Annotated in this window: 11 protein-coding genes and 1 rRNA gene (1 of these 12 running past the window's edge); 5 read left to right on the top strand and 7 right to left on the bottom strand. The window is 34.5% G+C overall.

Features of this window, described 5'->3' with window-relative positions; all coding sequences use genetic code 11:
* The 5 genes from H6589_00790 to H6589_00770 all read right to left on the bottom strand — a co-directional run.
* Positions 1-799: ribosomal RNA gene (locus H6589_00790) — 16S ribosomal RNA — on the bottom strand; it reaches 726 nt to the left of the window's first position.
* Between the two features lie 675 nt (positions 800-1,474).
* Positions 1,475-2,263: a hypothetical protein gene (locus H6589_00785; GenBank protein ID MCB9173127.1), complete on the bottom strand. Its 789-nt coding sequence runs from the start codon at positions 2,261-2,263 to the stop codon at positions 1,475-1,477.
* Between the two features lie 50 nt (positions 2,264-2,313).
* Complete coding sequence (locus H6589_00780; GenBank protein ID MCB9173126.1) at positions 2,314-3,024, bottom strand: SDR family oxidoreductase; 711 nt, start codon at positions 3,022-3,024, stop codon at positions 2,314-2,316.
* On the bottom strand, positions 3,021-3,599 hold the full coding sequence (locus H6589_00775; protein ID MCB9173125.1) for a C40 family peptidase: 579 nt from the start codon (positions 3,597-3,599) through the stop codon (positions 3,021-3,023). The genes H6589_00780 and H6589_00775 overlap by 4 nt, the downstream gene beginning before the upstream one ends.
* A gap of 36 nt (positions 3,600-3,635) precedes the next feature.
* On the bottom strand, positions 3,636-4,685 hold the full coding sequence (locus H6589_00770) for a 2Fe-2S iron-sulfur cluster binding domain-containing protein (GenBank protein MCB9173124.1): 1,050 nt from the start codon (positions 4,683-4,685) through the stop codon (positions 3,636-3,638).
* 167 nt (positions 4,686-4,852) lie between these two features.
* On the opposite strand from H6589_00770, the gene paaA reads away from it, so the two are divergent.
* From paaA to H6589_00745, 5 genes are all read left to right on the top strand, one after another.
* The gene (gene paaA / locus H6589_00765) at positions 4,853-5,794 is read left to right on the top strand and encodes a 1,2-phenylacetyl-CoA epoxidase subunit A (GenBank protein ID MCB9173123.1); all 942 of its coding nucleotides are present in this window, start codon (positions 4,853-4,855) and stop codon (positions 5,792-5,794) included.
* A gap of 24 nt (positions 5,795-5,818) precedes the next feature.
* On the top strand, positions 5,819-6,115 hold the full coding sequence (gene paaB, locus H6589_00760; GenBank protein ID MCB9173122.1) for a 1,2-phenylacetyl-CoA epoxidase subunit B: 297 nt from the start codon (positions 5,819-5,821) through the stop codon (positions 6,113-6,115).
* Between the two features lie 161 nt (positions 6,116-6,276).
* Positions 6,277-7,035 carry a phenylacetate-CoA oxygenase subunit PaaC gene (gene paaC / locus H6589_00755; GenBank protein ID MCB9173121.1) on the top strand — a complete coding sequence of 253 codons (759 nt, stop codon included), beginning with the start codon at positions 6,277-6,279 and terminating at the stop codon, positions 7,033-7,035.
* A gap of 9 nt (positions 7,036-7,044) precedes the next feature.
* Positions 7,045-7,548 carry a phenylacetate-CoA oxygenase subunit PaaJ gene (gene paaJ / locus H6589_00750; protein MCB9173120.1) on the top strand — a complete coding sequence of 168 codons (504 nt, stop codon included), beginning with the start codon at positions 7,045-7,047 and terminating at the stop codon, positions 7,546-7,548.
* Positions 7,549-7,797: 249 nt separating this feature from the next.
* The gene (locus H6589_00745) at positions 7,798-12,687 is read left to right on the top strand and encodes a gliding motility-associated C-terminal domain-containing protein (protein MCB9173119.1); all 4,890 of its coding nucleotides are present in this window, start codon (positions 7,798-7,800) and stop codon (positions 12,685-12,687) included.
* Positions 12,688-12,736: 49 nt separating this feature from the next.
* On the opposite strand, the gene H6589_00740 is transcribed toward H6589_00745, so the two are convergent.
* Entirely contained in the window at positions 12,737-13,048 is a 312-nt protein-coding gene (locus H6589_00740; protein MCB9173118.1) for a YbjQ family protein, read from the bottom strand.
* A 27-nt stretch (positions 13,049-13,075) separates the two neighbouring features.
* Positions 13,076-13,819: a hypothetical protein gene (locus H6589_00735; GenBank protein MCB9173117.1), complete on the bottom strand. Its 744-nt coding sequence runs from the start codon at positions 13,817-13,819 to the stop codon at positions 13,076-13,078.
* Between the last annotated feature and the right edge of the window lie 5 nt (positions 13,820-13,824).

Raw genomic sequence — 13,824 nt, 5'->3', positions numbered from 1 at the left:
GACTACCAGGGTATCTAATCCTGTTTGCTCCCCACGCTTTCGTCCATGAGCGTCAGTTATAATTTAGTGAGCTGCCTTCGCAATCGGTGTTCTGTGTCATATCTATGCATTTCACCGCTACATGACACATTCCGCCCACTTCAAGTATACTCAAGAAAAACAGTATCAATGGCAGTTCTATCGTTAAGCGATAGGATTTCACCACTGACTTATTTTTCCGCCTGCGGACCCTTTAAACCCAATAAATCCGGATAACGCTTGGACCCTCCGTATTACCGCGGCTGCTGGCACGGAGTTAGCCGGTCCTTATTCTTATAGTACCTTCAGCCCTTTACACGTAAAGGGGTTTATTCCTATATAAAAGCAGTTTACAACCCATAGGGCATTCATCCTGCACGCGGCATGGCTGGTTCAGACTTTCGTCCATTGACCAATATTCCTCACTGCTGCCTCCCGTAGGAGTCTGGTCCGTGTCTCAGTACCAGTGTGGGGGATAACCCTCTCAGGCCCCCTACTGATCGTTGCCTTGGTGAGCCGTTACCTCACCAACAAGCTAATCAGACGCATGCCCATCTCTAACCGCCGAAGCTTTAAGAACAATGTGATGCCACATCGTAATATTATGGAGTATTATTCTTCCTTTCGGAAGGCTATTCTCCAGTTAGAGGTAAGTTGCATACGCGTTACGCACCCGTGCGCCACTCGTCATCAAGTATTGCTACTCATGTTACCGTTCGACTTGCATGTGTTAGGCCTGCCGCTAGCGTTCATCCTGAGCCAGGATCAAACTCTCCGTTGTAATTAATCTTAAATGTTATTTAAGATTGTCTCTCACGAAGTTGAAATTAATTTTCTAATCGGGATACTTACCTTGTTTTTTTATCTTACTTCAATTTTTTCAAAGAACACTATATAATTTATAGAGAACTATATCTTCATTATGTTGTTTCCAAAATATTAATCAGAACATTTTCCGATTTTTTGGGGAGGCAAAAGTACAACTACTTTTTTAATCTCCAAATATTTTTTCAACTTTTTTCAAACTTTTTTTTCGACATTCAATACCGTTGTTTTGAATGGGGTTGCAAAAGTAACTCTTATTTTTAACTCTGCAAGTTTTTTCAAAAAAAAATTCAAATTATTTTTTCGCTCCTTGTATTTGTATGAAACCGTTGTTTCGAAAGCGGATGCAAAAGTAGACAGCTTTTTGATATTAGCAAATGTATGGGTGCTTTTTTTTTATCTATTTTACTATTGATACTGATAATCAATTAGATATTTTTCACAGTGTGATGTTAATAAAGTTGGCAAGGTGGCTTTGTTGCTGAAAAACCTACTTTACTTTATTTATAAATATATTCTATAAAGGATGATTAAAAAGTGTTTTTATATTGATTTTCGGTATTGTTTGGATTATTCATCTCGAAAAATAAAAAATCTAATTGGTCTGTTTTTTTATTAGAAAAATATTATTTCACCATGGTTTACCATCAACCAATATCTTATCCTCATACGTAACTTTTTTACTTAAGTCAATTAAACTTAAATTACAATTACTTAAGAAATGATTTAAAAAAGCCACCCTATTATCTACTTCGTTAGATTTATAAACATTTTTATTTTCTTGAGCTGTCATATAAATATAAAATGCCAATCCTCTCATTAATAAAACACCCTCTCCTAAAGAATCTTTCTCGCATTCATAAGAATACAATGGAAGCACATCCATAAATGCTAACTCGTTAGGATTAAAGCCTACAAATAACTTTGGCAAGTTATTCTTTAACAGAATATCAAATTCATAATATATACTATCATTAAAATTGTTAAGACAATAAATAAGATTATTAATATACATTGGATTTGCCCTGAGTTTTTCTAAGTTATTTTTTAATTGTGATTTACTATACAAAAAAACAAGATCATCTTTTCCTGAAACTCTATTACTCATATAAATTATGACACGTTCATAATTATCCAAACTCAACTCATCATGAAACTCAAATAATAAGAATAAAATATAAGCTTGAATAGCACCTTTATTAAATGTCCCTTTACCATTTTCAAATAATTTCAAATTAAAAACATTTCCTTCTATAAAAAATGAACTCTCTATTTTAAACTTAGTATTCTTAAAAAAATCTTGAATTAAGGTGTTTATTTTTATTTCCACCAATTCATCTTTAACAGATGTGGTATCTTTATTATTTGATCTATCACAAGAAAGTAATAGCAATAGTAGGAGTGATAGTAGTAGTTTCATTTAGCTAAAATACTAAAGTATAGAAAAAAACATTAACTAGGTTAATAAATCTATGGTGTTGTTAAAGCCACCGGTATAATTTTCCCATTAAAATAATTAGCACCTGTAATACAAAACTGGTGAATGTATATTGCTATTTGTACTGCAGATAGTGGTGCTTTATAATCGGGGAAAGCTTCGTTTAACATTTCGGTTTGAGCGGCACCCAACGCTAAGCAGTTAAATTTGGTATTGCTTGCTTTGTATTCTTCTGCCAACACCTCGGTTAAGTTGGCTATTGCGGCTTTTGATGAGCTGTAAACCGACAAATCCGGAAATTTTGCACTCCCTTGAAAGCCTCCCATACTACCTATATTAACTACATGCGTGAGCTGTTCTGGCTGATTGTTTTGTAATACCTCTTTAATAAGTAATGCTGGAGCAAATACATTTACCTTATATATATGTATAAAATTGTGCAGACTTGTTTCGCTAAATGGTTGATTGATTAAAACACCCGCATTGTTTACTAGTATATGAAAGTGTTTGGCTTCTTGTGCTATAACTTGTTTTAAATCGTCGCTTAAACTTGGCGAATCAAAATCGACACCATATATAGTAATGTTGTTGTTATATAACTTTAGACACTCGGCTTGTAAGGCTTTTAGTTTGTCGGTATTACGAGACAAAACAACAATATAGTTATCGGCATGTTGGGCAAACTGCTTTACGAGTTCGTAACCTATACCTCTACTGCCTCCTGTAATTAATATGTTGGTCATAGTTTACCTCCTTTGCTGTATGCTTTTTGATAATAGGGATGTTCTAAACTAGAAATTATAACTCCACTACTGGTTGAAGCATGTACAAATTTACTGTTTGCCAAATAAACCCCAACATGCGAATTTCGTTTACCTTCTATATCAAAAACTAAAATATCGCCTTCAGCTAAACTGCCTTTGGGTACTTTTTGTAATTGTTTTGCAATTTCGGATGAAGTACGCGGCAATGTTTTACTATATACATTATTATATAGTACATTACAAAAACCCGAACAATCTACTCCACTTTTTGATGTCCCACCATATTTGTACTGAACACCCACCCACTCGTCGACAAACTGATACAACTTAATGTTTTGAACGGCTTTAGCATCCACTTTTAAAATATCGGCATATTTGTTTTGGAGTTCAACGGTTGTTTTATCTAACTCAACGTTGTTTGTACTTGCTTTTTTTGTCCCCTTACAACTTATTAATACGACAAGTAAAAGTATTGTAATGATGTGCGTATTGCTGTAAAATGTTTTCATACCAAACCAAAGATAAGGTTTAGCTAAAAAAATAAGGTCTGACATAGTCAGACCTTATTAACAACGTTTATTTAATAACGCTTAAGTTACATCAAAATCAACTACCAATTTTTCTGATGCTGGATGAGATTGACAGGTTAAAATATACCCTTGAGCAACTTCCTCATCTGATAAGGAATAATTCATTTCCATGATGGCCTTGCCTTCTAGTACTTTTGCTTTACAAGTACAACAAACCGCTCCTTTACACGAAAATGGAGCATCAACACCATGCTCTATTGAAGCGTCTAAAATAAAGTCGCCATCGGCAGCCAAATCAAATTCAATTTCTTCACCATCCATTAAAACAGTTAAATGGCTGGTTCCTTTAAAATCACCTGTTACTTTTTCGGCTTCTTTTTTAACAGGAACAGTAAACAATTCGAAATGAACTTTTTCGCTCGGCACTCCAACATATTTAAGCGTATCGCTTACCGAGTTAATCATCGGTTCTGGTCCGCAAATGTAAAAACCATCCGCTTTTAACATTTCTACATTAGTCTTGATAAAGGCATTCATTTTTTTATCGTCAATTCTACCACAGTTTATTTCATCAAACCCTAAACTTGCACCTTCATCATAAGTATAAGTAACCGATAATTGATTAGGATGTTGAGCCAACAATTCATCAATCTCTTTTTTATATATGGTTGATGCTACGTTAACATTACCATAGTACAGAGTAAATTTACCACCTGCTTTTAACACCGATTTTAATAAGGAAAAAATTGGTGTTATTCCACTTCCTGCAGCAATTCCCACCAAATTGGCGTTATGGTTTTTTGCAATAAAATTTCCTGCCGGAGTCATAACTTCTAATTCATCACCAACTTTAACTGATGTATTTAAAAAGGTAGACATTCTTCCATTCTCCACTTTTTTTACCACCACCCTAAAATCGTTTTCGTGTGGAGCGCTACTCAACGAATATGACCTCCTTACATCTTCACCATTAATTGTACTTTTTATGGTAATGTACTGACCAGATTGGTACCTAAACTCGTTTGACGAATCAACATCAAATGCAAGAGATACTGAATCCGCTGTTTCTCTTCTTAAATCTTTTATCTTAACTGTTTTAAACAAACTCATCTTTTTATCATTTTGGGCAAAATTAAACTTATTATTTAAAAAACTTTTGTTTGATTTAAATTACTGTTGAAACAAAAAAGAAATGGTTATATTATTAACAAGTGATTTTTATCATAACACTTTTAGCAAATTTATGAGTAAACTTGTATGTTTTTTAACATAAAAATATGGACGATATTAAAAAATTAGAAGAGTTTCAGGCAAAAATTGATGCGGATATTAAAATTGAACCTAAAGATTGGATGCCTGAAGACTATAGAAAACATTTACAACGACAAATTTCTCAACATGCTCACTCTGAGGTAATAGGAATGCAACCAGAAGGAAACTGGATTAGTAGAGCTCCTAGTCTACGTGCAAAGGTGGTGTTGTTAGCTAAAATACAGGACGAAGCTGGTCATGGTCAATATTTGTATTCGGCTGCCGAAACTTTAGGAAAAAGTAGAGATGAATATATTGAAGAACTACAAACCGAAAAAGCAAAATATTCAAGCATATTTAACTACCCTACGTTAACTTGGGCAGATATGGGTGCTGTGGGCTGGTTAGTTGATGGTGCTGCTATTGTTAATCAAGTGTCATTACAGCGAACCTCTTACGGACCATATTCAAGAGCAATGGTAAGAATTTGTAAAGAAGAAAGTTTTCATCAACGTCAAGGGTACGAGATAATGGCTCAGATGGCTAAAGGAACTCCTGAGCAAAAAGCTATGGCTCAAGATGCTTTAAACCGTTTTTGGTGGCCATCTATTATGATGTTTGGACCTCACGATTCTGATTCTCCAAATACTGGAAACGCTGTTAAATGGAGAATTAAACGTGAAACTAACGATGAGTTGCGTCAAAAATTTATTGATAAAACTGTTGGTCAAGCCGAAGTTATTGGATTGACTATTCCTGACCCAGAACTAAAATGGAACGAAGCAAAAAGTTGTTATGATTTTGGTAAAATTAACTGGGAAGAGTTTTGGAGTGTGGTAAAGGGTAACGGACCATGTAACAGACAACGTCTAAAACACCATATAAATGCCCATAAAGAAGGTGAATGGGTTAGAAAAGCAGCATTGGCTTATGCTGCAAAACAAAAAGAAAATCAATTAGTTGCTTAATTACTGAATTAATACCATAATAAAATGAACAATATTAAAGATAGTCAAGGAGGAGTTTGGGAAGTTTTTATACAAAGTAAACCAGGATTACCTCATAAACATGCAGGAAGTGTGCACGCTACAGATAAAGAAATGGCTTTGCAAAATGCTAGAGACATGTACACAAGAAGAAATGAAGGAACGTGTATTTGGGTTGTACCTTTAAATGCCATTGTTTCTTCTATGCCAGAAGATAGTGATTCGTTTTTCGATCCATCGGATGATAAAGCATACAGACATCCTACACATTATGTAATGCCTGAAGGAGCTAAACACATATAAGCCCCTCCATACCTCCCCTAAGGGGAGGCTTATGTAGAGGTGCGAATAAAAAATTTTAATAAATTGATATAAACTAAAAAAACATCCGACTAGACTTGTATTATTAGGCAAGTGTGGTGGTAACTCCTCCCCTTCGGGGAGGTTGGGAGGGGCAAAAAAAAATGACTACAAAAGAAGCATTGATAAATTATTGTTTAAGAATTGGTGATACAAGCCTAATTCTTGGTCAACGTATGAGTGAATGGTGCAGTAAAGGACCTATTTTAGAAGAAGACATTGCCATGACCAACATAGCTTTAGATCATATTGGACAAGCAAGAACCATGTTAACTTATGCTGGTGAGCTTGAAGGAAAAGGTAGAACGGAAGATGATTTAGCTTATAAAAGAAATGAAAGAGAGTTTTTTAACTCATTGTTATCAGAACGTCCAAATGGGCATTTTGGAGATACAGTAGTTAGAAACTTTTTACAATCGGCATACTTTTATCACTTATATAAAGCATTATCAACCAGTAAAGATTTGATGATTGCAGCTCATGCAGCAAAATCATTAAAAGAAGTTACCTATCATTTGCGTCATAGTGCCGAATGGATTGTTAGACTAGGTGATGGTACTGATGAAAGTAAAGAAAAAGTACAAAACTCCTTCAACGATATTTGGGAATATACAGGTAATCTTTTTGAAATGAATAAAGTGGATGAAATACTTATTGCCGAGGGCATAGCTGTAAACCAAAACGAAATAAAAGCGAAATGGAATACAACAATTTCTGAAGTTTTAGAAAGAGCAAAGTTAATTCGACCTCAAGATGGTTATATGCAAACAGGTAGCTTAAAAGGTCTGCACTCAGAATACCTAGGACACCTGATAGCCGAAATGCAATTTTTACCAAGAGCTTATCCAGATGCCAAATGGTAATAATTTACCATGAATTATCAAGAAAAATATACAAAAGAACAGGTTTGGGAATTTCTATCAGAAATTCCTGACCCTGAAATACCCGTAATTACCATAGAAGAACTTGGTGTTTTAAGGGAAGTCGAAATCCTAACTGACAAAGTTGTTATCACAATAACACCTACTTATACAGGATGCCCAGCCATGAAGTTGTTCGAAGATGAAATTATTTCAACTTTAAAAACAAAAGGAATAGACCATGTTGAAATAAAAATGGTTTACTCACCAGCTTGGACCACTGATTGGATGTCGGAAAAAGCAAAAGAAAAACTGGAAGCTTATGGCATTGCACCTCCTATTGATGGCTCACAAGACAAAGGAATACTTTTTGAATCGGGACCAAAAAAAGTAAGATGTCCACAATGTAAATCTACAAATACTACCTTAAAAAGTCAATTTGGTTCTACTGCTTGCAAAGCACTATACAGCTGCAACGATTGTTTAGAGCCTTTTGATTACTTTAAATGCATTTAATTTTAGAAATTCAATAGTCTGAATAATTTAACTTAAAATTTCTTTATTCTTTTTTTAAGTTATTAATAATCAACAAGGTGAATGATTATTATAAATACAAAATATTATTTTGTTATTTCACCTAATATTAGCTTTTAATTTTTTTATCTACTACCACTCCTTGTAAAGCAACCATTTTTATTCGAGTTCGTCTTTAACAGTTGTATGTATTATTGTTAAATTTGTAAATATTAACAAGTCTGAATTTTGATGAAGAAATTACTTTTAATCGTTATTATTTTATTTGCGTTTGCATCTAAATCGTCTGCTACTCACGTAATGGGAGCTGATATTACTTATACTTGGATTAGTGGAAACGATTACCAAGTTACGTTAACATTGTATCGTGATTGCTCAGGATCTACTATTGGAACTACACCTCAAGATATTGATTTATCTTCATCATGTGGTAATTTTTCTGCTTCATTAGACTGGGTTAGTACTACCAATGTGTCTCAAGTATGTGCAACTGCAACTACAACCTGTAATGGCGGTACGCTTCCTGGAACCGAACAATACATATTCACAGGGGTAGTAACTCTACCTCCATGTAACAATTGGGTGATGTCATGGAGTTTATGTTGTAGAAATGACGCCATTACTAATTTAGCAACACCTGGATCTCAGGATTTATATATCCAAACTACTTTAAACAATGTTTTAGCTCCTGGAAATAACTCTCCTCAGTTTTTAGCTTTACCAACACCATACCTATGTACTAACCAGCTAACAATTTACAATCATGGGGCTGCGGACATAGATGGCGACTCTCTTTATTATCAATTTACCACTCCACTTGATGGACCTGCAGCTCCAATAGCATATACTGCTGGATATTCTACAAACAACCCTATTATTACTGCTTCTGGAATGAATTTAAACCCAACAACAGGAGAAATGTGTTTAACCCCAACAGTAGCTCAAATTTGTGTTGTATCGGTAATTGTAACAGAATATAGAAACAATGTTTTAATTGGAACTTACATCAGAGAAATGCAAGTTGTGATTTCAAATACATGTAGTAATACTGCTCCTTTTGCTGGGAGTGCTCCAAATTGTGGTAATGTAGGTGGTATATCGAATGTTATAGCAGGACCAACTGTGATTCAAAATGATAGCAATTCGTTTTCAATGTGTCCAAACGATAATATTTGCTTTACTGTTAATGTTTCTGATCCTGATGGTGATAATATTACTATTTCATCAAATGCTGCTACAGCGATACCTGGAGCTACTTTAACAATAACTGGTAATGGAACTCAAAATCCAAGCCTAGAATTTTGTTGGACACCAACGTCATTAGACTCAGGAATAAATGTTTTAACTATTAATTTAAGAGATGATGCTTGTCCCATTTCAGCAAGCCAATACTATACCTATGACATAACTGTATTCGATCAACCTTATGCGGGTCCTGATCAAATTATTTGTGGTCCTCAATGGGCACAACTAAATGCTTTAGGTGGAGCAGGGTACTCATGGTCAGTATTATCAGGAGATCCTCTTAACCCAGGCGTAAACATTACTTGTAACCCTTGTGCGAATCCTCAAGTAAAACCTGCTATAACAACTACATATTTGTTAACTAGTACTCTTTCTGCTGCTTGTATAAATACTGATACAGTTACCGTTACAGTCGTTCCTGACTATTTTGTAATCCCATTTGGAGATACTACTCTATGTGATTACTTAGCTACTCCAATTGGTGTAAATGTAGTTCCAGCTGCTGGAACATATACATATAGTTGGAACAATACTTCATTATTAAGTAACCCAGCTATTGCAAATCCTAGTGCTTTTCCAAACAGCACAACAACTTATGTAGCTACTGTAACATCACCTTTTGGTTGTGTGAAAAAAGACTCAGTAACAGTTAATGTGAATCCTCCTCCGACATTATCTATACGACCAGGAGACACAACAATTTGTTTAGGAAGTTCTTTAAATTTTGACTTACAATCAACTTGTATGTATACTTTAAACATGTTTGATAGTTTTGGTGATGGATGGAATGGGCAAAGCATCTCCGTTTATGACAATGGAAATTTAGTAGGAACGTATACTGTAGCTACTGGCTCATCAAACACTGCAACATTTCCTATTACCAACGGAAATACCATTACATTAGTTTATGGAACAGGCTCTTTCCAAAGTGAATCATCATTTAATTTAGTTAATGGGCAGGGTGGAACTCAATTTTCTGTTGCACAAGGAGGTATGTCAGGATGGGTTAATGGAAACACTTACTACACTGGTGTAGGAAACTGTGGTCCGACCTTATCTAACTATACTTTTAATTGGAGCCCGGCCGCTGGTTTATCTGCTACAAATATTCAAAACCCTGTAGCAACTCCATTAACTACTACAACTTACAATGTAACATTAACTGATGCAGGAGGCTGTAGTGTAAATAGAAGTCAGACTATTACTGTTGTACCTAACTATACGCTTACATCTACACAATCTGATACAGCTGTTTGCTTAGGAGAGACCGTTAACTTCTCCACAACAACCAACCCAACTGGTTCATTTAATTATTCTTGGACACCTGCTTCGACAATGAATAATCCTTCAAGTGCTAATCCAACTGCTACTTTTACAACTCCTGGTATAAACACTATTATTGTTAATGTAGATAATGGTGGTGGCTGTATGAAATCTGATACAATGAGAGTAAATGTTGCTCCAACTTATGCCCCAAATATTAATATTGTAAATAGCGATACAACTATTGGGTGTAGTGATAGTGTTATTATCAACTTAAACTTAGGCGGGGGAATACCTGCTGCATGTGGTCCAAGTGCTTCTGTAGCATGCTCGGGCGCTTCCACACCTAGAACTGTTGGTACAGCTACTGGAGCTAACTCATCCACCTCTTTTCCTGCTCCTTATGGAAACTATTATAGAAATGCTAAGCATCAATTTTTATATACTGCTGCAGAGTTAAATGCTTTGGGTTTTACTGGTGGTAAAATCACTCAAATTGGTTGGCAAGTTAATACAATTAATGGAACAACTACATATAACTCGTACACTATTAAAATGAAGTGTACCAATATTACCAATTTAACAACTTGGCAAACAGGTTTAACACAAGTATTTAATCCTAAAGTTGTTAATATTGTTACAGGATGGAACATGCATACTTTTGATGTTGCTTATGAATGGGATGGAACGTCAAACATTGTAGTTGAAATATGTTTTGACAACTTAGCTACATCATACACAAATAACTCTATTACTCCATGGGGTGCAACAACGTTTACATCTGCCATACGATATACTTCAGATTCAAACCCTGCTTGTCCTGCGACGAATACTCCCACCACGGGAACAAACAGACCTATTACAAGATTTTCTACTTGTCCTACAACTCCAAATCCAGCAGCATTTAATTATAGCTGGACTCCTACAGCTGGTGTGTCTAACCCTAACATTCAAAACCCAGTTTTAACACCTGGAGCTACTACTACTTATTTTGTTACGGTAACCGATCCAATTGGTGGATGTTTTGATACAGATTCTATTAATGTTACTGTTACTTCTCAACTTTCAGCTACAATTCAGACAGTACCTGCAATTTGTAACACCTCTAATGATGGTCAAATTATAGCTAGTGGCATTGGTTTAAATGCTCCTTTTACATTTGAATTTTTTGATAGTACAGGAACAACTCTAATTCAAAGTAATATTAGACCAGTATCAGATACTTTGTTTAATATTTCTTCTGGAACTTACTTGGTTGTTATTACAGATGTTTTAGGTTGTAGTTTTGATACGCTTGTTTCTCTTGCTCCAACCACTCAGGTCTTTGTAAATAACGTTACTAGAGATTCTTTAATTTGTATTAATGGTTCCGTTTCATTATCAGCCACACCAAGTGGAGGTACTGGAACATTGAACCTTGTTTGGGATAACGGCTTAATAGGCAACGGGCCACATACAGTAAGTCCAACCATTAATACTGCATACCACGTTTATGCACAAGATGCGATGGGCTGTACATCAGCAATCGATAGTGTAGTTATCACTTTAAGAGATACTATTCAATTAGGATCTATTACTTTTAGTCGAGATACAATTTGTCCAGAAGACACAACAAGACTAACTATACCTGTTGCTTCTGGAGGTTCAGGAACAGGCTATGTATATAATTGGTTTGACAGCAACAACAATCCTGTTGGAACTGGTCAAAGTATAATAGTTAGACCTTTAACTAGTCCAGCAATTTACACAGTTGTTGTTGGTGATAATTGTACTACACCGACATCGACTAGAAATGTAACAATTTATTGGTCGCCACTACCAAAACCAAGTTTTACAGTGATTAATAACACAGGCTGTTATCCTATTACTGCATCATTTTTAAATACCACTCCAAATTCATCAAGTATAAATAGTGTACAATGGAATTTTGGTGACGGTGGCACTTCGTCAAATATTTTAACAGTTGACCACTTATACAACTCAGCTGGTTGTTATGATGTTACTTTAACTGTAACATCTACTAAAGGATGTGTTAGAGATACGACTATTATTGATGCTGCATGTGCTTATGGGTATCCTATAGCCGACTTCAGCATGAACCCTCAACCAACAGACCTTACTAATCCTTTTATTCAGTTTACGAATGAAAGCTACAATAATTTAAACAACTATTGGACAATTCAAGGAGGAAGTCCATCAATGTCAACAGATATAAATCCAATCTCGGAATTTCCTTCTGATTCAGCAGGTGAGTACATTGTTTGGTTAACAGTTGAAAATAGTTACGGTTGTTTAGACAGCACCTATAGAATTGTTAAAATTGATGGTTTATATTTATTTTATATGCCGAGTGGATTTACCCCAAATGGTGATAATTTAAATGACACTTTTAAACCAATAGGCGAAGGTATAGATACTAAGAATTACCTATTTATGGTATTCAACCGTTGGGGAGAAAAATTGTTTGAAACCGACGATTTAAATGAAGGGTGGGATGGAACATACAATGGCAATCCTGTTCAAACAGACACCTATATTTGGAGGATTAAAGCCAAAGAACTTTATAGAAATGTAAATACCGAACATACGGGATTCATTAACTTGACTAGATAAATAAAAAAAGCTCCAATAAATTGGAGCTTTTTTTATTTACTTATAACTTTTAAAATTTAACTGCAGTACCATAGGCCAATATTTCTGCAGCTCCCTGCATAACATTTGAAGTTGTAAATCTAACATTTACTACTGCATCAGCTCCAAGTTTATTTGCATCATCTATCATTCTTTTTATTGCTTGCTCTCTAGAATCTGCCAAAAGTTGAGTGTATTCTGAAATCTCACCCCCAACAATGTTTTTTAGTCCTGCAAAAAAATCTCGACCAATATTTCTTGCTCTAACAGTACTTCCTCGTACTGTTCCTAATGTCTCTTTAATTTCTTTACCATGTATGGTTTCGGTTGTAACAAATATCATAATTAATCAGTTTTAGTATTTATATGGTTAACGTTCGTGTGATTTAAATTTAAATAAAATAACCTTGACATTATTATTATTCAACATTTGAAATAGCAGAAATCTATTTCTAATCGATTCATCAAAATTATCATCTAACCACAAAAGTAAATTATAATTGGGGAAATTATGTTTTAAGATGTCATAATCATGATAGTCAACTGATAAATTACAAGGAAAATTAATATTTTTCAAATTATGTTTAATCAATTCCAATTCATTTTTCAAACCAATGCTATCTAAAGTATAAAGACCCGGCCAATTCAAATAATAACTTACCTGATATCCTTTATGTTGGAATTCTTCAAGTAAACGAACATTGTTTGATTCTACTATTACATGCGATGGATTGATATGATTTTTTACACAAATACGTTCTAATAGAGCACTAGATTTTTCAACATTCATTTCATTTAGATTCTTAAAATCCAGCCAATAATGAAGTGTCTTATTCATGCTAGCTTCAAAAAAATAAGTATCTAATGTTAATCCAATTGACTTTGCAGGAGGATGATTTACGTCAAAAACATTTAGTGAATCTAAAAATTCAATGTCTAATTCTACACCATAAAATTTATCTTTTACAGCATGTAGCTTCTCAACACTATTTGTTCTATGAACCCAAATTTTTTCTTTATACAAAACATCTATTAATACATTAGTGTAAAGACATAAATAAAACATTCCAAGGACTACTAATAAAAGCAGTACTATAACGGCTTTTTTCTTCATCGTTT

This window comes from Flavobacteriales bacterium, from assembly GCA_020635795.1.
GTDB lineage: Bacteria > Bacteroidota > Bacteroidia > Flavobacteriales_E > Vicingaceae > Vicingus.
The sequence above is the reverse complement of the archived record's forward strand: the minus strand, read 5'-3'. Positions and strand labels throughout refer to the sequence as shown.